The organism is Oscillibacter sp. PEA192, assembly GCF_003574015.1.
In the GTDB taxonomy this organism is placed as follows: domain Bacteria; phylum Bacillota; class Clostridia; order Oscillospirales; family Oscillospiraceae; genus Oscillibacter; species Oscillibacter welbionis.
Window position 1 is genome coordinate 2,485,720 of record NZ_AP018532.1, and the last position, 18,288, is coordinate 2,504,007.

20 protein-coding genes and 1 pseudogene are annotated in these 18,288 nt (G+C 52.9%); 11 read left to right on the plus strand and 10 right to left on the minus strand.

The genetic code is table 11. From position 1 onward, the window contains the following. Nucleotides 1–103: 103 nt before the first annotated feature. The 3 genes from DN611_RS12330 to DN611_RS12340 all read left to right on the plus strand — a co-directional run bounded on the left by DN611_RS12330 (nucleotide 104) and on the right by DN611_RS12340 (nucleotide 3,246). The gene (locus DN611_RS12330) at nucleotides 104–616 is read left to right on the plus strand and encodes a hypothetical protein (RefSeq protein ID WP_119311513.1); all 513 of its coding nucleotides are present in this window, start codon (nucleotides 104–106) and stop codon (nucleotides 614–616) included. Continuing rightward, the gene (locus tag DN611_RS12335) at nucleotides 613–1,428 is read left to right on the plus strand and encodes a hypothetical protein (protein WP_119311514.1); all 816 of its coding nucleotides are present in this window, start codon (nucleotides 613–615) and stop codon (nucleotides 1,426–1,428) included. The genes DN611_RS12330 and DN611_RS12335 overlap by 4 nt, the downstream gene beginning before the upstream one ends. 279 nt (nucleotides 1,429–1,707) lie before the next feature. Next, the gene (locus DN611_RS12340; RefSeq protein ID WP_119311515.1) at nucleotides 1,708–3,246 is read left to right on the plus strand and encodes a hypothetical protein; all 1,539 of its coding nucleotides are present in this window, start codon (nucleotides 1,708–1,710) and stop codon (nucleotides 3,244–3,246) included. Nucleotides 3,247–3,536: 290 nt separating this feature from the next. Here the strand turns inward: DN611_RS12340 and DN611_RS12345 are convergent, their stop codons facing one another. From DN611_RS12345 to DN611_RS12360, 4 genes are all read right to left on the minus strand, one after another. After that, nucleotides 3,537–4,922, minus strand: coding sequence for a hypothetical protein (locus tag DN611_RS12345; protein WP_119311516.1), 1,386 nt, complete (start codon nucleotides 4,920–4,922; stop codon nucleotides 3,537–3,539). Between the two features lie 683 nt (nucleotides 4,923–5,605). Further along, nucleotides 5,606–5,824 carry an aspartate dehydrogenase gene (locus tag DN611_RS12350; RefSeq protein ID WP_119311517.1) on the minus strand — a complete coding sequence of 73 codons (219 nt, stop codon included), beginning with the start codon at nucleotides 5,822–5,824 and terminating at the stop codon, nucleotides 5,606–5,608. 13 nt (nucleotides 5,825–5,837) lie between these two features. Beyond that, complete coding sequence (locus DN611_RS12355; RefSeq protein WP_119311518.1) at nucleotides 5,838–6,566, minus strand: alpha/beta fold hydrolase; 729 nt, start codon at nucleotides 6,564–6,566, stop codon at nucleotides 5,838–5,840. Between the two features lie 11 nt (nucleotides 6,567–6,577). Beyond that, nucleotides 6,578–7,318, minus strand: coding sequence for an EFR1 family ferrodoxin (locus DN611_RS12360; RefSeq protein WP_119311519.1), 741 nt, complete (start codon nucleotides 7,316–7,318; stop codon nucleotides 6,578–6,580). A gap of 213 nt (nucleotides 7,319–7,531) precedes the next feature. Between DN611_RS12360 and DN611_RS12365 the strand changes: the two genes are divergently transcribed. Both DN611_RS12365 and DN611_RS12370 read left to right on the plus strand, forming a co-directional pair. Continuing rightward, nucleotides 7,532–8,047 carry a YcxB family protein gene (locus DN611_RS12365; RefSeq protein ID WP_119311520.1) on the plus strand — a complete coding sequence of 172 codons (516 nt, stop codon included), beginning with the start codon at nucleotides 7,532–7,534 and terminating at the stop codon, nucleotides 8,045–8,047. A gap of 6 nt (nucleotides 8,048–8,053) precedes the next feature. Then, on the plus strand, nucleotides 8,054–8,422 hold the full coding sequence (locus DN611_RS12370) for a hypothetical protein (RefSeq protein ID WP_119311521.1): 369 nt from the start codon (nucleotides 8,054–8,056) through the stop codon (nucleotides 8,420–8,422). A gap of 108 nt (nucleotides 8,423–8,530) precedes the next feature. Here the strand turns inward: DN611_RS12370 and DN611_RS12375 are convergent, their stop codons facing one another. The 3 genes and pseudogenes from DN611_RS12375 to DN611_RS17050 form a co-directional block, all read right to left on the minus strand. Then, nucleotides 8,531–8,887, minus strand: a complete 357-nt coding sequence (locus DN611_RS12375) for a DUF3795 domain-containing protein (protein ID WP_119311522.1) — start codon at nucleotides 8,885–8,887, stop codon at nucleotides 8,531–8,533. A 33-nt stretch (nucleotides 8,888–8,920) separates the two neighbouring features. Next, nucleotides 8,921–9,592 carry a phospholipase D-like domain-containing protein gene (locus DN611_RS17045; protein ID WP_333637361.1) on the minus strand — a complete coding sequence of 224 codons (672 nt, stop codon included), beginning with the start codon at nucleotides 9,590–9,592 and terminating at the stop codon, nucleotides 8,921–8,923. Between the two features lie 658 nt (nucleotides 9,593–10,250). Beyond that, nucleotides 10,251–10,880, minus strand: a pseudogene (locus tag DN611_RS17050) (hypothetical protein); the annotation flags it as partial. Between the two features lie 178 nt (nucleotides 10,881–11,058). On the opposite strand from DN611_RS17050, the gene DN611_RS12385 reads away from it, so the two are divergent. Then, nucleotides 11,059–11,910: a TIGR02391 family protein gene (locus tag DN611_RS12385; RefSeq protein WP_160117439.1), complete on the plus strand. Its 852-nt coding sequence runs from the start codon at nucleotides 11,059–11,061 to the stop codon at nucleotides 11,908–11,910. A 237-nt stretch (nucleotides 11,911–12,147) separates the two neighbouring features. Here the strand turns inward: DN611_RS12385 and DN611_RS12390 are convergent, their stop codons facing one another. Next, nucleotides 12,148–12,708 carry a flavin reductase family protein gene (locus DN611_RS12390; protein WP_119311524.1) on the minus strand — a complete coding sequence of 187 codons (561 nt, stop codon included), beginning with the start codon at nucleotides 12,706–12,708 and terminating at the stop codon, nucleotides 12,148–12,150. A 172-nt stretch (nucleotides 12,709–12,880) separates the two neighbouring features. On the opposite strand from DN611_RS12390, the gene DN611_RS17055 reads away from it, so the two are divergent. From DN611_RS17055 to DN611_RS12400, 3 genes are all read left to right on the plus strand, one after another. Next, nucleotides 12,881–13,111 (plus strand): hypothetical protein, encoded by a 231-nt coding sequence (locus DN611_RS17055; RefSeq protein ID WP_333637343.1) that lies wholly within the window; start codon nucleotides 12,881–12,883, stop codon nucleotides 13,109–13,111. A gap of 24 nt (nucleotides 13,112–13,135) precedes the next feature. After that, nucleotides 13,136–13,498, plus strand: coding sequence for a CatA-like O-acetyltransferase (locus DN611_RS17060; protein WP_333637344.1), 363 nt, complete (start codon nucleotides 13,136–13,138; stop codon nucleotides 13,496–13,498). A gap of 122 nt (nucleotides 13,499–13,620) precedes the next feature. After that, the gene (locus DN611_RS12400) at nucleotides 13,621–14,169 is read left to right on the plus strand and encodes an AAA family ATPase (RefSeq protein ID WP_119311525.1); all 549 of its coding nucleotides are present in this window, start codon (nucleotides 13,621–13,623) and stop codon (nucleotides 14,167–14,169) included. A gap of 96 nt (nucleotides 14,170–14,265) precedes the next feature. Here DN611_RS12400 and DN611_RS12405 read toward each other — a convergent pair whose 3' ends face one another. Continuing rightward, nucleotides 14,266–14,775 carry a helix-turn-helix domain-containing protein gene (locus DN611_RS12405; RefSeq protein WP_119311526.1) on the minus strand — a complete coding sequence of 170 codons (510 nt, stop codon included), beginning with the start codon at nucleotides 14,773–14,775 and terminating at the stop codon, nucleotides 14,266–14,268. 315 nt (nucleotides 14,776–15,090) lie between these two features. Between DN611_RS12405 and DN611_RS12410 the strand changes: the two genes are divergently transcribed. Together DN611_RS12410 and DN611_RS12415 are read left to right on the plus strand one after the other, a co-directional pair. Next, nucleotides 15,091–15,540 carry a MarR family winged helix-turn-helix transcriptional regulator gene (locus DN611_RS12410; protein ID WP_119311527.1) on the plus strand — a complete coding sequence of 150 codons (450 nt, stop codon included), beginning with the start codon at nucleotides 15,091–15,093 and terminating at the stop codon, nucleotides 15,538–15,540. Beyond that, on the plus strand, nucleotides 15,533–16,906 hold the full coding sequence (locus DN611_RS12415; RefSeq protein WP_333637345.1) for an MATE family efflux transporter: 1,374 nt from the start codon (nucleotides 15,533–15,535) through the stop codon (nucleotides 16,904–16,906). Before DN611_RS12410 ends, DN611_RS12415 begins: the two co-directional genes overlap by 8 nt. Before the next feature lie 216 nt (nucleotides 16,907–17,122). Here DN611_RS12415 and DN611_RS12420 read toward each other — a convergent pair whose 3' ends face one another. Further along, nucleotides 17,123–17,821: a hypothetical protein gene (locus DN611_RS12420; protein WP_119311528.1), complete on the minus strand. Its 699-nt coding sequence runs from the start codon at nucleotides 17,819–17,821 to the stop codon at nucleotides 17,123–17,125. Nucleotides 17,822–18,288: the final 467 nt, after the last annotated feature.

Sequence of the window (18,288 nt, forward strand, 5' to 3'; positions counted from 1 at the left end):
GCTGTGTCAAAGACCATCGTCCTCCCCAAGAAAAACCGGCACATGCCGGTTTTTCTTGCCTATTCGTACCGAATAGCATATAATATTCCCGAGGTGATGTACCTTGGAGAAGCGCACTGCGAAAGTGAACATCAGCGCCGCCGGCGGGACTGCGGCCAAAGGGTCCCGGACCTGCAAGGTGACGCTGCCCACCACCTGGCTGGAGGCCATGGGTGTCAGTGAGTCCCGGCGGGAGTTGGAACTCTCCTTCGACGGAGAGCGGATCACCCTCTCCCGCCCGGATGCCGCATCCGACACAGGACACGACGTCCGCACCTTCCGCTTCTACGACGGCCAGCGGCTCTGCACCACCATCCGTGCGGACTTCACGGCGGAGACCGTGTCCGCGGAAAACCATGTGGCCGATCCGGTGAAAACGGCGTTCGGCAACAATCCCCGCCCCTCCTGGGCCGACTTCCAGGCCTTCCTGGAAGAGCGCTGCATTCCCCGACAGCGGGCCGGGCTGCGGGAGTATCTGGAGGCCATCGGCGTGGCGGAATATGACCCTCTGCAGATCATCCGGAAAACCCAAGGCCGCATGGCGGAGGACCAGCAGTGGCTGGAGGTGCTGCCATGAGCATTTCTCTGGTATCGGATCAGAAGATCGCGGAGACATCCTCCAAGGGCAATCAGGAGAAGTGGTACGACGCCGGCACGGACTCCTGGTACAAGCTGGACCAGTTCGGCTACGAGGCCCTGGCGGAGACGGTGACCTCCCGGCTCCTGGAGCGGAGCAATATCGAGCGCGACACGCCCTTCACCTTTCTCCGCTACCGCATGGAGACCCTGCAGGTCCACGGACAGGAGCGGACCGGCTGCGTCAGCCCAAATTTCTTAAAAGAGGGCCAGTCCATCATCACGCTGAACCACCTGCTGAGCCGCTGCCTGGGGATGCCACTGCGGGACAAGCTGGTGCGGCTCCCCAGCGACAGGCGGCGGATCGCTTACCTGGCGGAAGCCACGGCGGACTGCACAGGCCTCGCAGACTTCCCCCGGTATCTGACGCTGCTCTTTGAGGTGGATGCGCTGTTCTGCAACGATGACCGGCATCTCAACAACATCGCCGTCCTCCAGGAGAACGGCGCCTACAGCTACTGCCCCATTTTTGACAACGGGGCCGGGCTGCTCTCCAACACGCAGCTCTCCCGCATGGACATCGAGCCTACCGCACTGATCGCCGCCCTCAAGGCGCGGCCCTTCCTCACCACCTTCACCCGCCAGCGCAACGCCGCCCGCAGCCTTTTCGGGCCGCAGCTCCGGATGCCGCTGCTGACCGCGGCGGAGATTGGGGAGGTGCTCTCCCCCGCGCTGGAATTCTATCCGGCCAGGGATCGGGGCGCTATCACCAACCGGGTCACGGCGTGTATTTTGCTGAGGCAGAGGGTGTGATGGATTTCGTGTGTCAAACCTCCTACGACTCCCACACCTCAGAAGGGTGTGTGGAAAACTGAAAGCACTTATCTCGTAACTGAATATGGAGCAATATACTATTCAGGACCAAGCCTGTGGGATCACGCCACTAGAGACGTTCATAATGAGATGCTGGCAGATCTAAAAAAGGGGAGCATATAATATTATTTTATTAATTTATTCACATCCTGAACATCATGGTCTAAGTTCTACTATCTATAAACGAATAAAGTATATGGCTTGAAAGCGAGAAATAACATGAAAATACGGTATAGTTTCTCTGGAGAGTACTCCGAATACAACTCTTTACTGCGGAAATTTAAACTTGACAAATTATTGGCCTATATCAATATGGAATCGGCAAAATTAATGAAAAATAATACTAGGAAATCTGATGATGCAAATATCGAGTACGGAATGTCATATGAAAAATATTTTTTGTTTGATAACAAGAATGGCATGCGGAAAGAACAGCAGGTCTTAGTATCCGGTTGGAACTTAATCGATTTAGCATATAATGCAATCAAATGCACCAATGACTATCGGGGTGTCGAAATAACTCAAAATACAGAATTGTATTTATTAGTTTCAGCGACAGAAGCCGTAAGAGAAAAAAAAGAGGGGGAATTCTTAGACTCGATACAAGGAAAAAGTGGTCCTGACTTTTTTCTATATTTATGGGGATTTGCAGGCGAACAATTCAAAATTCAATCACCAGCAAAGGCTTTGAAAACAGCTGCTCGAGAGTTGTATATTCTATTTGATGTGAGAAATAAACTTGAGAATGCTCTTAATATTGAAGATATAGTTTTGGAAGAAACGGGGGTATCATGGGTCAATGTAATAACATCTTTATATTTGGCTTGGTTCGGTTCTACAGTGAGCCCATATGTAGCAGATCTAATTGCAGAGATCAATTGGGGGGCCAACCTATGTGAAAATGATTTTAAGAAAGTCATTGAAAGATATACATCCACATATCAAGAAATACGCACTTCAGAATTAGGAAGACAGTATTTATATACTAGACCGTTTATCCGCACCCAGTATAGTGGCACTATTAGCTGTAATTGCTTTTTAAATCTATTCCTGTATGAACATAGCATCCTTTGGATTGTTCGAGATTACTTTTATAAGAAAGAGAATCGATTATTTACATCAGAGTTTGGACGCTATTTTGAAGAATATTTTAGAGAATTATTGATGGAATATGTTCCTCAAACAAATTATCATAAAATTCCGGAGGAAAATATCCCCCGCGCTGATTGGAAAATTGTTCTGGGAAAATACAGATTTTTAGTAGAACAAAAGTCGACTATATTAGGCTTATTAGCAAAACAGCAAGAATCAAGCATCAACACAATTAGGCAATTTGCTGAACGGAATATTATAAAAGCCCTAGAGCAACTTAAATCTACAGAAGATGGTCTTAATGACGGACAATATATAAAGATCGTGCTTTTATATGAGGATTACTTAAAAGCAGAAGCACTGAGTGAGATTTTCAAAATGGACGAATGCCAGGTCCAAGATGATAATCATTACTGGCTCGTAACGATTGAAGAAATGGAGATGCTTTTACACACATATAAGTATAATCAGCAGATATTTTGGGAAATTATAAAAGATAAAATTACAAGAGAGATTGAAAAATCAAATAAAGGACGTAGTCTATTGCAGCTTCTAAACGAACACGGGATATCATATAATCAGCATCTGTTACATAGCAAATACAGGAAGTATGAAACATTGGCTCAAAATAACGCGCTTCAGCATCTTGCTAACAATTGCTTTTAGGTTTATTTGAGTGTGCAGACCCATATTATTCAGATTTCCTTAACTCGTTTATTGTAATCTATAGTTTTAAAAAAAAAGACTGCTTTTCTAAGATTTAATATTTCCGTACCACTAAATAAGCGCAATGTTACTCTCATTGAGCCTATGCACAGAAAGACTTGAAAAATTCATTCTGTGCATTGTCGGTACTAGGCACGAAGTTATATCAAACAGGTAAGAAATATACATCACAATAAAATCCTGAAACGCTAAAGCAAGTAAGCTTGGTTATCACTTCTGAGCAAGGGGGCCTATTCATTATTATCTTTTTGCTCCATAAACACAAAGTTGCAATGAAACACAACGCCAATTAATAATTCTATGCCAGTATTATCTATTCCCGCTCGTTTTAGCATTTGAGCGTAAACAAGGATTTCAAGGAAATGAATATATTCTGCTTGTTCTTCGCTAAAAGATAAAATACTGTGTTCATGAGCAGCCTGGGAACGTAATGCTACAATCTTTCCAGCAATCTGGTTAATCTCTTTTTCACTAAATCCATCAGCTGTACCAAGAGCAGACCGAATAAAGAGATGTTCTGCTGATCTCTTTATTGCAGGTTCAATAACATGATATACATTCTTTATTTTCCTGGTTTGTCCGGTCTGCGTGCCCAGGCTATTGATTCTATCTTCTGCTTGCTTCAAAAATACTGCTTCAGCTTCTGTCAATACTCCCGTGTTGCATTCTCTTATTTTTTTAATGACGTTTGATTTAATATAACCAATGTCCGTACTATTGGGAAGATTATATATTTTGTAATTAATTTTATATTCATTCTCGAATGCTGCGAAAAGTGTAGTCAACAAAGCTGGAGTATAATCTGAAGAATTATGCCGATATTGTGCAATAGGCAAGAAATCCAAAGACATATTTGAATTGTCAGCAATAAACTGAAGTAGGCTTTGAATATATGGCTTGAATTGTTGATATTCACATTCTGTATAGAGACGACTATTGTCCTTTTTTTGAATAGACCAATCATATAGATATCCAGATGTATAATCTGACGCTGTACCACGCAAATATACTTTGTGTTGCCGTAAAATACCATTATACTGCACAAATTGCAAAAATCGGATCAGTATAGAGTAAACTTTGAAGTAAAAGTTAGGTTCCTCAGTTCCTGGGAAATCTACATGGAGCATGGGGTGAAGTATTAAATCACTGGCTATACCACGTCTAAGAATACCTCCATACAGCAAAGATATAGAAATTCTAACCTCATCAACAATGATTTCCCATCTATCTGCAAATTCTATTTCTCTCGTCAAATCAACATTTGTTTTATTGCCAGAGATATGCTTATTGTAGAAATACCCCGCCGGACTAAAAAACTCATCTATTGCGGGGCCAGTCATTTCTATGGAGGAGACAGGTGCCTTTTTAAAAAGTTTCACAGAATATAGAGGGATTAGACTTAACGAATGTCCGATATTCATTTTGACTTTTTTAATATAGGCAACCTGGTTTTTATCTACAGAATCCGAATAATGGAAATAAAAATTTCGGTCATCAAAATGACAATTTAATTTTCTAATGTCATCTGGATTTTTAGGAATCAGTCTTATCTCATCTGTTCCGATAACATAAATGCATTCTATACCATGAAAAATTGCATATCCTTCTCCGCCCATACGAGTCTTTATTCCTCCCAATTACTGAACTGAAAAACGCAAAAGCAAAAGCTCGCTTGGCTACCGTGGGCATGCCCATTGTTATTCTATTATACTTATCTTCTAAAAAACAGCAAGGGATCTTGCAATTCGATTTGCTACACGCATAAGTTTTGTAAGAAGTAATCTTTTCCAGTGGTGCTCCACATCCCAGGAAATTTCTTTTTCAACGGGAGTACAAAGATGTATGTAAAATCACCTATTGAAAAATTGCCAACTTCTACTTAAGGCATTTTGCTTTCTCGCAGAAATAGTTAAAAAAATGCACCATTGATGTCCGAACCCAAATAGAATCCAAATGTCCTCAATGCTTTCAGTGGGTCTGTGTGTAATTATGAAATCAAAAAAGCAGTTATACCAGAGGTTTATTCTCAAAATTACTTAAGATCAGAAATAACAATGACTGTTTGAATAGTATGTCCAACCGATCAAAATCCGCGTTATAGAAAACAAAAAGGAGGACGCTCCTTATGAAGGCAAGCGTTTTTCCTGGGAGCAGTGGCGAACCCCTATTTTTGAATCTCATTTTGTGCAAAAGGCGAGTAAAATTGTCTTTTCCGATTATGGGTTCAACTGGTGGACATGGTGTATCTGCGAAGAGATCTGTAAAAAAGCGGAGTGTCCGATTTCCGGACACTCCGCTTTCAGTATTGCGTGGTGATCTCGCCCTCGCCGATCCCGTAGAGACGGCGGAACTCCTCCAGGTCTCCGGGGGTACGGATCAGCATGATCTCGGTGAATCGTCCGGTGCGGAGGTCCCGAAAGCCCGCCACCTTCTCACCTGTGCAGATGCTGGCGTGGATCACGGGCGCCTGGGTCTCCCGGTCGTAGGTGCGTGTCTCCCGCTTTTTCCTGAAAAACATCCCGCATCCCTCCTCAAGTCTGCGCAGCGGCCTCCTCAAGAAACTCCTCGATGGCGGCCACCGTCCGGGCCTGCTGCTCCTCCGCGGAGATCGTCGCGGGCAGGTCCCCCTTCTGGGGGCCGTAGTTGCCGAACTGGGCGCGGTTGCCGCCCTCGATCTCCACGACGTTCTCCGTATAGTCAATGTGGTCCTCCACGCTCTGGTTGAGAGAGCCGTAGACGGTCAGGGTCTTTTCCGGCGGGTAGTCGCCGTAGATGTAAGCCCCCAGCAGGATGAGGCCGTCCACCTCGTCCGGGTGGCTTGCCGCAAACCGGGAGGCCATGGCGCCGCCCATGGAGTGTCCGGCGATGTACCAGCGCTGAATATCCGGGAACTGCTCCATGACATCTTCCGCCGCGTTTGCGTCAAAGATCGCCATGCGGAAGGGCATGTGGACCAGGATGCAGGTGACGCCGGTCTGCCGGATCTGCTCCAGCAGGGGCAGATAGGCCTCCGCCTCCACCTTGGCACCGGGATAGAAGATGACGGCGGTGTCCGTGGGGTACGAGGGCGAGAGGATCGTCAGATCGTCCTGCACTTCAATGGTGCTGTCCTGGGCCAACACCTCCAGCGCGATCTCGTCCGCCGGGTAGTAATCCGACACATACCAGAAAAAGGCGCCCGTCAGGACAGCCAGGACCAGCAGGACGATCCCCCCTGCCAGCAGCAGCTTTTTCCGCCGGGGCATTCGCTTCCCTTTCATGTCCGCTTCCCTCACTGCTCGTCCTGGGGAAGATACGCCCGGATGGTGTAGCGGTGCCGTCCGGCCGTGGCCTTTCCGTATTGGATGGCCTGTTGGGGACACTCGTTGATGCAGCGCAGGCACTGGTAACACTGGGCCGCCCAGACGGGCTTCCCCTCCCGGAGGGTGATGGCGTGGGCCGGGCAGTTCGCGGCGCAGAGGCCGCAGCCGTTGCAGCTGTCTCCGGCAAAGAAGGGCTTGGCGCTGCGGGCGAATTTGTTGAATCCGTAGTTGACCGGGCCGGATTTGAACCCGGCCATGGCCCCCTCGCGGACCCGGTACACCCTCTCCTGCCGACGGATCTCCTGGGCCATCCGCCCCAGCTCTTCCCGGGCGGCGGCGATCTTTTTCAGGATCTCGTCCTCGCCGTCGGTGTCCGATCCGACGATGTAGTTGTTGGGCATCACCAGGCTGTAGCTGCTGCTAAGCGGGTACAGCCGGGAAAACCGCTTCATGGCGTGGCCGGCGTCCTCTCCGCAGGTGCACACGCCGAAGGTAAATGCCTGGGTCTTGGGCAGCTTTTTCGCAAAGTCTGCCATGATCTCCGGCACGCCCCAGGCGTAGATCGGAAAGACAAATCCGATCTGCCGGGCATCCGTCAGATCCGGCAGTTCGTTCAGCTGCGTAATGTCACAGGCCGTATCGTCCGTGAGGCGGGCCAGCTGCCGGGCCGCCCACGCCGAGTTGCCCGTTCCGGAAAAATAGAAGATCATCGGTCGTGCTCGCTTCCTTCCGTCCCGCGGCTCTTTCAACGCCGCGCTTTTGCTGTTCTTGCCTCCATTATAAGCGGAACTGCACCGAAGCACAACGGGAAAGCGTATCCAGGTCCGGCAGGCCGGTCAAAGAATTCAGAAACTGTTCATTTCTCCCGCGGCTTTCTCTGGTATTATGAGGCCCACTTTCAGAATTCAGCCGCGGAGGTACGTATGGAATTCACCTGTCACACCAAGTACGATCAAAAGGCGCTGACCGCCATGGCCCGGGCGGTCCGCAAGACCGTGCGGGCCAAACGGAGCCGCATGGTCCGCATCTGGGCCTGGATCATCATCGCCCTTCTCGCCGTGTCCCTCTGGATCTCCTGGGGGAACGTCTGGCAGACGGCGGCAGACTGCGCGGTGATTGTCGCCCTGCTGGTGATCGGCTGGAAGGAGGACGCCATCAACGGCTATTTCGCCAGACGCAGGGCCCTGCCGGGCACCGATGCCGCCGACACCGCCTTCTATCCCGACCACTTCCTGGTAAAGACCGCTGCGGCGGAGTCCAGGTGGCAGTATGACAGGATCCTGGCCCTGGCGGAGACCGGGACGCACCTGGTCTTCGTCATGGGAAAGGACCACGCCCTGGCCTTCGAGAAGGCGGCGCTGGAGGGCGGCAGCCTCCCGGAATTCCGCCGCTTCCTGGAGGAACAGTCCGGGCAGAACATTCAGAACATCGGAGGATAAAGAGACATGAAGAAAGGCTGCAAAATCGCGCTGGTGGGCGGTCTGGCCGCGGTGGTCGGCATCGCCGCCTGCTGGAAGTGGATGATCCGGATGCCCCTGGGGGAGTTCACCCGGTACGCCCTCTACATGGCGGTCCTGGACGATGAGATCTGCCGCAACGAGCTGGAGGGAAACCGGATTGGCGACCAGGTCATCTCCTTCGCCCCCAGAGCCGAGACCCTGCAGGAGCGCTACCACCTCTTTCTGGAGCTGAACCGGACCAAGGACCGCGAGCAGCTCCGGCAGGAGATCGCCGACCTGGAGCAGCGGCTCCGGGAGTCCCGGCAGTACGCGGGCCAACCAAAGGAGCAGCTGGAGGTGGAGTTTACCGACTAGGGCAGCCGGTGAAAGCCGGTTTCCGGGGCAATCCGGACGCAGTGATTGCGTCGCTATATCAAAGATAAGGGCCGCTGAAGATCCGTGGATCTTCGGCGGCCCTTGTTCTCATTTCGGGTCTTGTTCCGGGTACCTGCCGTAAGCGCCTGTCCAGTGCTCCGCGGCTTTCAGAAAGGCGGCGTGGCCGTGGGCGCGGATGTAGTCCAGCGCCTGCTGGTACTTGCCGTATTTGTAGCCGGGGTGGTTGAGGAAGGACTGAATAATCTCGCAGGACTCGTACTCCCCACAGTCTCCGCAAGTGACGTGGCCTCTGGCCAGGCAGCACTTCTTCATCTTGCACCTGGCCCGGCTCAGGTCCCGGGAGCCGTCCAGATACCCCGTCTTGCAGCCCTTGCAGGTGTTCCGATACTCCCGGCAGGTCCCGCAGTACGCGCCGCAGCAGCCGATCTCCTCTGTTCCGCTCATGGAAAGGACCTCTTTTCTGTGATTTGCCGGGGGCTACATCAGCGGGGCCAGCGGTTTCAGGACAACACCCCACAGCCAGCGGGAGAAGCTGCCCTTCCGGATGCTCTCCCGCGTCACCATGCGGCACTTGCTCCACGTGTCCTCGAAATCCTCCTGGATCTGGGGGATGCAGGGGACGTCCCGCAGATAGGCCGCGCACTCAAAGTGGTGGTAGAGGCTGCGGTAGTCCAGGTTGATGGTGCCCACCACCGCCTCGGCGTCGTCGCTGACAAAGACCTTGGCGTGCACGAATCCGGGAGTGTACTCCCCGATCTTCACCCCGGCGTCCAGAAGCGCCGGGTAATGGGTGAACGCAAGGGCATACGGGAAGGACTTGTCCGGGATGCCCGGCAGGATCAGCCGCACGTCCACGCCCCGCTTGGCCGCAAAGGTCAGGGCGGACTCGAGCTCGCCGTCGAGGATCAGATACGGGGACATGATGTGCACGTATCTCTGCGCCCGGTTCAGGATGTCGATGTACACCTGCTCCCCCACATGGTCGGCGTCCACGGGACAGTCCCCGTAGGGGATGACGAAGCCCTTCGCCTCGGGAGAGGCGGCCGCCGGGATCTCCGACACGATGGAGAAGTCCGGCGTCTTTTCATCCAGATTCCACATCTGCAGGAACATCAGGGTGAAGCTGCGGGCGGCCTCGCCCTGCAGCATGACGGCCGTGTCCTTCCAGTGGCCGTGCTTGACGATGCGGTTGATGTACTCGTCCGCCAGATTCACCCCGCCGGTAAAGGCGGTGTGGCCGTCGATCACCAGGATCTTCCGGTGGTCCCGGTAGTTGTAGTGGGTGGAGACGAACGGGGCGATGGGGGCGAAGGGCTTGCAGCGGATGCCCAGTTTCCGCAGCCGCTTCGGGTAGTCGCGGGGAAGCGTGGACAGCTCGCAGGTCCCGTCCGTACATCACCCGCACGTCCAGCCCCCGGGCCGCTTTGCGGGCCAGGATCTCCAGGATGCGGCCCCACATGAGGCCTTCGTCCACGATGAAATACTCCAGGAAAATGAACCGCTCCGCCTGTTCCAGCTGCCGCAGCAGTTCCTCGAACTTCTTCTCGCCCAGGGGGAAATAGGTCACAGCCGTGTTCTCGTAGGCCGGGAAGGAGCCGCACCGGTCCAGGTAGCGGGCGAGCGACGCGGCGCCGGGGGCCTGCTGTTCCAGCCGCTCCATGGTATCGGCGGGGGTGGTGAGCAGGTCCTTGGTCTGCTCCATCATGTCGGCGGCCCGGTTCCGCAGGGTGCGGTGGCCCAGGTCGCTTTGGGTGAACAGGTACATCAGGGCGCCGAACACCGGCAGGAGCGTGATGACCAGAAGCCAGGTGAGCTTTGCCGAGGCGTCCAGCCGGCTGTTCAGAAGATACAGCACCATGGCCACGGAAAAGAGGACCGTGCTTCCGAAAATGTGGGGGAGGAAATCTCCGAACCAGCGGAACACGCCGAACAGGGCCAGCACGATCCGGATCGCCGCTTCCGTGGCCAGGAGAAGCGCCGGCTGGTGGCGGTACATCCGCCGCAGCGCCTGGTCGATGGTCCCGGCGGCTTTCCGCAGGCCGATGATCCCCCAAACCACGCCCATCAGCCCCACGGCCTCGGAGCCCGCGCACAAAAACGCGACGCCCATGACCGCCAGGATGATGTCCGGGCCGATCCCCTGGGGCTCGTCCTCCAGGAAGCGCTTGTCCCGCAGGTACGCCGCGCCGTGCACAATCCCCGCGATCAGCATGATGCCGCCCAGCAGGAAGGGCAGTACGCCCGCCACATGGGAGGGAAAGAAAATGCAAAGAGCGCCCACCAGCAAAAACGAGGCCGACGGGATCCTGCTGATCTGTTTCATGGTATCCCCCTTCTGTATGGGACGCCGGGCGCGGGACCGTTCCTGCCCGCGCCGCCCGGCCAAAGTCGAACGATGTCCAACATTCAGTATAGCAACGAATCGGTGTTTTGTCATCCGTTTTAGGAGCGGGGATGGGAAAGAGTCGGGGCGGTTTCTGGGGAACTGAAGTAGCCTCAAACTATTCTCTGATGAAATACCACTATTGAAAAAGCGGATTTTCAATAGACAAAGAAGGACTTCCTTGATAAAATTATTAAATGTCCGTATGAAATCAGCAAATGAGGTGTTCTATATGAGTCAGATTGTTCGCAGTTTAGATCAACAGCAATTAAATTCGCTTTGTGGTGTTGTGGCTCATACATCTCAAGGATTGACCAAAAGAGAGTTGACCGCATTATTATGTCAATGTGGGATTTGTGTCGTTGATGTTGGCTCCTCTCGTAGTCAATGGGGATATACCACAGGATTAAATAAAAGGGACTGGCTTTATAGTTGTTTAGCAACAGAGATAGACAACAGCCACTCATTTAACAAGGTATTCTCTTTTTTGGAGGCCGTATTAAACCCTGCTCTATATACAAACGCTGATAGCAGGGAAAAGTATATGTATTTATTGGAGGAAACAAATAAAATCCTGCTCTTCGCTGGTTTATCGATTGATCAAAGTGGAAGATTAAAAGAAGTATCCCGGGCACACACACTTACTGAGGTTGACCAGAGAGTAAACCACCTAAAGAAAGCTCTCTATGACCGTGCCATACATTCCGAAGTGCGGAAATACTGTATTGAGGACTACTTGAGGGAAGACTATTATGATGCCGTGTTTGAAGCGGCAAAAGGGCTAGCCGAACGTGTTCGACAGATTTCAGGGTTGACTACAGATGGTGGAACTCTTTTTCAAACTGCGTTTTCGCAAAACAAGCCCTATATCTTTTTTAACGCAATGAAAACAGAAAGCGAACGTAGTGAATTCATAGGCTTGAAGGAGTTGCTTGAGGCAATTTTTCATTTAGTCAGAAATCCAGCAGCACATACTCCGAAAGTCAATTGGAAAACTGATGAAACAAAAGCGCTTGATATTCTCACACTGATATCATTTGCACACAAGTATTTGGACGAGTGTCATCGTATCCCAGGGAAATAACAGGAAAGTGTTAAATTGAATTATTAAGAATACTACACTGATAATCTGCGTTGTGATGGTCTTTTTGCCGCTTATTTTTTTACACATTTTCTTAAAATGGAATTCCGGTATTGGCTAGCTATCGGCAGAATGTCTGCCGTTGATGTCTTAACCTATGGCAATGACCTGCTACCAAAACAAATGAGGGACGGAGGCGTGGCCTCCGTCCCTCATTTTATTTCGGTTCAAATCAGCCGGTCATTTCAGCTTGGCGCCGTCGTGGAAGGCGTTGCCCACCTTCTCGCCCAGCACACGGTATGCGTTGTGGATGGGGTCAAAGGTGATGGGCCGCAGCTTGTCCGGGTCGATCTTTCCGGCCTCGTCCAGCACGGACTCGTCGGCGCTCACATTGACGATCTCCCCCACCAGGCGGCAGCTCTCCGGGTCGTAACTCACCAGGCGGCACTCCACCGCCATGGGAAGCTCGTCGATGAGAGGCGCGTCCACAAATTCCGACTTGGTGGTGTGCCAGCCGGCCTTCGCCACCTTGTCCGCCACCTGGTTGCCGGACTCGATGCCCACGTAGTCGCAGGCAACCATCTGCTCCGCCGTGGCCATGCTGACGGTAAAGGCCTTGCGTGCCAGGATGTTGGCGGTGGTTTTATGACCTTCGCTGATGCACATGCTCAGTTCCTTGTCCTCGCTGATGCCGCCCCAGGCTGCGTTCATGGCGTTGGGAGTACCGTCCTCATTGTAGGTAGCCAGGATAAAGACCGGCTGGGGATAGGTCCAGGGCTTGGCTCCAAAATTCTTGCGCATGGCGATTCCTCCTTGTGATGTGCCGAAGTATAAGTGTCTTTGGGGTTATTATAGCACAAGTTCTGTGTTTGGGACATAGGGAGCGGTTGCCGTCTTTCAATCGCTGTGTTATGATAAGAAACACTTTCCCCGGCCGACCGAACCGGATTTGACGAGCAGAATGGAGAAGCGTATGAGAGAAGTTGATCCCAAAAGCACCTCCCGGGCGCTGGCCTTTGAGCTGTGGATGAAGGCCCCCATGCCCATGGTGACCCTGATGAAGACCCTGGATGTGACGGCACTGGTGCGCCGGAGCCGGAAGCGGGGCAGCAAATTCAATATGCTCCTCTGCTGGTGCATCGGAAAGGCGGCGGCCGGGATGGAGGACTTCTACCTGCTTCCGGTGGGCGACAAGCTGATGTAGTATGACCGCCTGGCCGTCAATACGGTGGTAGCCACCCGGAACGGCGGTATCGCCACCTGTGACATCCCCGTCTCCGACAACCTGGAGCAGTTTGACCGGGACTACCGGACGCTCACCGGGCAGGTCCGGGAGAGCGGAGAGAGCTATGAACTGGGCGAGGACTACATGGTCATCGGAACCTCCGCCCTGGCGGGGTACGAGATCGACGGCGCGGTGAACATCTACGCCGGATGCTACAACAACCCCTTCCTCATCTGGGGCAAGTACCGGAAAAAGTGGCTGCGGGCCACCCTGCCGGTGTCCTTCCAGTTCCACCACACTCAGCTGGACGGCATCCCGGCGGCGGAGTTTCTGGAGCGGCTCCAGCGGGAAGTAGGTCATCTTTGAACATTTCGCCTGACGCTGTCATTTCGTCGGCAGAAAAGCCGCTGGCCGGTTTCAACGGAGGACAAAAGGAAATCGAGCGGCAGGAACAGCGGAACAGGCCTGAGCTGTGAGGAGGAATCGGGATGAATCAAGGAAGAATCATTGTGATTACAGGTTCGCCGGGGACCGGAAAAACGACCACCGCGTCTATTGTCGCGAAAGAATCCGATCTGGCGAAATCCGTACATATGCACACGGACGACTTTTTTCACTATTTGAGCAAAGGCGCGATCCTACCCCATTTACCGGAGTCCAACGAGCAGAATGCCGTTGTCATAGAAGCTTTCCTGGCAGCTGCAAAGCGATATGCCAGTGGCGGGTATGATGTCATTGTGGATGGAATTGTGGGTCCGTGGTTTTTGGAGCCGTGGCGGGCTATCGTTCGAGAGGGGTATGAGGTACACTACATCGTTCTGAGGGCCAGCAAAGAAGAAACCATGCAGCGGGCCGTGGAACGCTCAAAACTGGACAGGAAAACGAATGTTGCCCTGGTGGAAACCATGTGGGAGCAGTTTTGCCGTCTGGGGATCTATGAATCAAATGTGATCGAAACGACAAGCCAGTCTGTCCAGGAGACGGTTTGTGCTGTAAAAGAAAAAATCGCCAGTGGAACTGCGCTGCTGTCTGATTGACGGCAACGCTGCGCCCGCTTCCTGCGGGACGCCGTGGTCCACTGGGTAAAGTAAGACGCAAGAGCGGCCTCCGGCGAAAAGCCGGAGGCCGCTGTCTTATGCTTTTTTCCGTGTCAGAAATACGCCCACCAGCGCCGCGGTCAGGACAAAGGGCGCCAGCCGGACAAAGCCCCACTCAAAGGCGTGGAGGACCACCCCCATGACGGCAGTCTCCGGGGCGCTGTAATCCCAGCCCAGGTAGGGGCTGTTCACCGCCGCCAGGACTCCAGCCACGGCCAGGATGCCCACGCACACCGCGACGAGCAGCCAGTGGAGAACCGAGCGCCGCATGGCCTTTCTCCGTGCAAACTGCAGATTGATGATCTCCAGCTTTTCCGAGAGGGCCTTGATCTCGTCCGCCTCCGACTCCGCCACCGTCTCCCCCAGCAGGGTGCTGACGGGCGTCTCCAGAGCCTCCGACAGGGCGATGAGCAGGTCGGAGTCCGGGACGGACAGGCCCTGCTCCCATTTCGAGACGGTCTGCCGCACCACGTTCACCTTGACGGCCAGTTCCTGCTGGGAAAGGCCCTTGGATCTCCGGATGGCTTTGATGTTTTCGTTCAACATTGGGCTCAGCTCCTTTCGGCCCCATTGTAGGCAAAGCGGCCCGTTGCCGCAAGCAACGGAGAGTAACATGGCCTGTTTTCCGGGCCATCCACCCCAACTGTTTGCGTCGCTATATCAAAGATAAGGCAGGAGACGGGAGCGCGTCAAGGCCGCTTTTGAAAAGCGGAAGTAAATCCGTATAAATGTAACGAGAAGTCCGTTTTTCGATCAAACAGGTCGGAAAACGGACTTCGTTCACTTTGACGGCAGCGCAGGGGTTGACAAAAAAAGTATTTCCACTATAATTACCAAAGGTAACTATATGGAGGGGACAACATGGAACCGAAAACGATCAAAGCGCTGCTGGACGCCTGCTATCTGGCCAAGCGCATCCGGGATCTGCTCCCGGCGCTGCCCCAGGGCGTGACGCCGGCGTATATCACGTATCTGGACGTGATCCAGACTCTGCAGCAGCAGGGCAGGCAGGTAAAGATCTCTGACATCAGCGATACGCTGAATCTCCCCCGGCCGGGCGTGACCCGGACGGTGAAAGAGATGGAGGCCAAAGGCTTCCTCTGCAAGCACGCCTCCCCCAGCGACGGACGCATCACCTATATTTCCGTCACCGAGGCGGGAAAGCAGCTGTCTCAAATATACAACGAGGAGTATTTTTGCCGTCTGGCGCCGCTCCTGAGCGATATTTCCCAGGAAGACGCCGACCGCACCATTCAGACCATTCAAAAATTCTATCGTGTCATGTCGGAAGGAAGCGTTTGTGTTGGATAAGAAAAACTCGGATTTTACTCAGGGCAATATTCTCAGGAAGCTGCTCTTGTTCATGGTCCCCATTCTCGGCGCCCTTATTTTGCAGGCGGCATACGGAGCGGTGGACCTGCTGGTCGTGGGCCGCTTCGGATCCACGTCCGGCCTCTCCGCCGTCTCTACGGGAAGCCAGGTCCTGAATCTGGTCACATTCGTCGTGACGCAGCTGGCCATGGGCATTACGGTGTTGATCGCGCGGTACTTGGGTGAGAAAAAGCCGCAGCAGATCGGGCCCGTCCTGGGCGGAGCCGCTTTAGTGTTTGCTTTGATCTCGGTGGTGCTGTGCATTGTTTTGGTCTGCTTCGCCCGCCCCATCTCCGTGCTGATGCAGGCGCCCGCAGAATCGCTGGATCTGACCGTAAGCTATGTGCGCATCTGCGGAAGCGGCATTTTCTTCATCGTTGCCTACAATGTGCTCTCCGCCATTTTCCGGGGACTGGGCGACAGCCGGTCTCCGCTTCTGTTCGTCCTGGTGGCCTGTGTGGTCAACATTTTCGGAGATCTGCTGCTGGTGGCCGGGTTCGGAATGGACGCCGCGGGCGCGGCTCTGGCCACGGTCATTGCGCAGGCCGTCAGCGTGGTCTGCGCGGTGGTCTTGCTCTTGAAAAAGGAGCTGCCGTTCACCTTCAGCCGAAAAGATATCCGGCTGAATCCCCAGTGCCGCAAATTCCTGGCCGTCGGCTTGCCCCTGGCGCTGCAGGAGTGCTTGACGCAGCTGTCCTTCCTGGCGCTGTGCGCCTTTGTGAATCGCCTGGGCCTGGAGGCCTCCTCCGGGTACGGCGTGGCCAGCAAGATCGTCAACTTCGCCATGCTGATCCCCAGCGCCCTCATGCAGTCCATGGCATCCTTCGTGTCTCAGAATGTGGGCGCCGGCAATCCCAAGCGCGCCAAGCAGTCCATGTTTACCGGGATCGGTGTGGGTCTTTGCTTCGGCTGCGTGGTCTTTGTTCTGGTCCTGCTGAAGGGCGATGTGCTGGCGGGCTTCTTCTCCACCGATGCGGCGGTCATTCAAAAGGGCTTTGAATACTTGAAAGGTTTCGCCCCGGAGACCATCGCCACCGCCGTCCTGTTCAGTATGGTCGGTTACTTCAACGGAAACCAGCAGACCCTTTGGGTCATGATCCAGGGGTTGGTCCAGACCCTTCTCGTCCGCCTTCCCATGGCGTATTTCATGAGCATTCAGCCCAACGCCAGCCTGACCAGGATCGGCCTTGCCGCCCCGGTATCCACCGTGGTCGGGATCATTTTGAATGTGGGATTCTACATTTATTTTACCCGCCGGCAGAGCAGGCAGGATCCTGCAATCAGCGCGGTCAGCAGCAAAGACTAACAACACCAGCGCGCCAAAGGCCGTTCGCTTGGCATTGCGGGTCTCAGGGCAGGAAAACGGGCTATGATTGCCTGCCCTGTGCGGTTCGATCCTCCTTGGAATCGGGAAACTTGGAGCAGCGATGCAACAGGCCGAGCGGCAAAACAAAGCATGAACAAGGCGGGAACATCTATCACGATGCTCCCGCCTTTTGCTTTGCAGATCAAAAAACGGTAATCATAATTTATAGCGGAATAAACGGTAAGTTGCCGATTTTTTACCGTCCATGTACTGTTTGATATAAGCAGTGTCCATATTTACAAGAGCTTCATAAAGTTGTTGATATTCTTGTTCCCGTGGTATCCACCATTTTTGATTGTAAAGATGGCTGTTATCCAAATAGTATTTGATAAGTGCAGCGCTCTGCTTCCATCGTTGCTGGTCTAACAAAAAGCCAAGACTTTCGTACGAGTCCGGTTCTTGATGAATGGTAAGAAAGATATTTGCATCTTTCGCCATTTTATAGGCAGAAGCGGAGTTGCACGCTTTTTCAAACCACGGAATTAAATAGTTAATAAGCACGTCCACGCAAGTATTTGCACAATCGATATAATGAGGGAAGAGGCTGGCAGTAGTCCCTTGCAAAGAAAATTGTTGTTGCAGTTCGCCCTGCACCAACCGCTGTCCCAACCACATATTGTTGCTTCCGTTGATTATCTTGGCAACCTCATTGCCCTCAATAAGTCTGTCATTATCTGCATATACGGAAGAAATATTAAACCTGATTGTAAAATCGTGATTTAGCCATAACAAGCAAAACTGCTGTACAACATTATCAATTATTCTGTAATAAAAGCGACCTCGGCAACGAAACTCCAAAGGTTTTACAATAGGCGTTATCGCTTGTTTCGCTATACTATAAAACAAAACTGACATGGTTATTTTTCTCCAAAAAATATCACTTTATATTCGTGCTCTATTGGAATATATAATATCAAATATGGGAAGAATTATCCATCTGTATTTTGTGAATTACGCCGCCCAACGGGACTACGGGCGGCGTTTTCATATATCGCAACGAGAAAGGATGGGTACTCCCAACAAGCCAGCCATCGGGCTGGCTTGTTCTGTTTCACAACGAAGGAGGCTTTTCGGCGGCTGACGACAAAAAGAGTATTCCCAACGCCGGGAAGGTAGACAATCCCCCCACGTCGGGAAAGGCAACGCCTGCTAAAGCTGCTCCTCCGGCGCAGGATCAGCCCGCCCCTGCCAAGGCGGAGGCTCCCAAGGATAAGGGCAGCGAATAAAGCGAAAGATGCGGCCACGCCCCGCAGGGGCCGCCCAGTCAAGATGACAAGGCAGCCTCCGACAAGGCCAAGCCGCAGCTTCGGGACAAGGACAGT

Excerpts from the sequence above, each read along its gene's own strand:
- DN611_RS12385 (WP_160117439.1), top strand. The coding sequence starts at position 11,059 with ATGAGTCAGATTGTTCGCAGTTTAGATCAACAGCAATTAAATTCGCTT.
- DN611_RS12365 (WP_119311520.1), top strand. The coding sequence starts at position 7,532 with ATGGAATTCACCTGTCACACCAAGTACGATCAAAAGGCGCTGACCGCC.
- DN611_RS12390 (WP_119311524.1), bottom strand. The coding sequence starts at position 12,708 with ATGCGCAAGAATTTTGGAGCCAAGCCCTGGACCTATCCCCAGCCGGTC.
- DN611_RS12355 (WP_119311518.1), bottom strand. The coding sequence starts at position 6,566 with ATGAAAGGGAAGCGAATGCCCCGGCGGAAAAAGCTGCTGCTGGCAGGG.
- DN611_RS17045 (WP_333637361.1), bottom strand. The coding sequence starts at position 9,592 with ATGCTGCAGGGCGAGGCCGCCCGCAGCTTCACCCTGATGTTCCTGCAG.
- DN611_RS12375 (WP_119311522.1), bottom strand. The coding sequence starts at position 8,887 with ATGAGCGGAACAGAGGAGATCGGCTGCTGCGGCGCGTACTGCGGGACC.
- DN611_RS12420 (WP_119311528.1), bottom strand. The coding sequence starts at position 17,821 with ATGTCAGTTTTGTTTTATAGTATAGCGAAACAAGCGATAACGCCTATT.
- DN611_RS12370 (WP_119311521.1), top strand. The coding sequence starts at position 8,054 with ATGAAGAAAGGCTGCAAAATCGCGCTGGTGGGCGGTCTGGCCGCGGTG.
- DN611_RS12405 (WP_119311526.1), bottom strand. The coding sequence starts at position 14,775 with ATGTTGAACGAAAACATCAAAGCCATCCGGAGATCCAAGGGCCTTTCC.
- DN611_RS17055 (WP_333637343.1), top strand. The coding sequence starts at position 12,881 with ATGAGAGAAGTTGATCCCAAAAGCACCTCCCGGGCGCTGGCCTTTGAG.
- DN611_RS12335 (WP_119311514.1), top strand. The coding sequence starts at position 613 with ATGAGCATTTCTCTGGTATCGGATCAGAAGATCGCGGAGACATCCTCC.
- DN611_RS12410 (WP_119311527.1), top strand. The coding sequence starts at position 15,091 with ATGGAACCGAAAACGATCAAAGCGCTGCTGGACGCCTGCTATCTGGCC.
- DN611_RS12360 (WP_119311519.1), bottom strand. The coding sequence starts at position 7,318 with ATGATCTTCTATTTTTCCGGAACGGGCAACTCGGCGTGGGCGGCCCGG.
- DN611_RS12345 (WP_119311516.1), bottom strand. The coding sequence starts at position 4,922 with ATGGGCGGAGAAGGATATGCAATTTTTCATGGTATAGAATGCATTTAT.
- DN611_RS12400 (WP_119311525.1), top strand. The coding sequence starts at position 13,621 with ATGAATCAAGGAAGAATCATTGTGATTACAGGTTCGCCGGGGACCGGA.
- DN611_RS12350 (WP_119311517.1), bottom strand. The coding sequence starts at position 5,824 with ATGTTTTTCAGGAAAAAGCGGGAGACACGCACCTACGACCGGGAGACC.
- DN611_RS12340 (WP_119311515.1), top strand. The coding sequence starts at position 1,708 with ATGAAAATACGGTATAGTTTCTCTGGAGAGTACTCCGAATACAACTCT.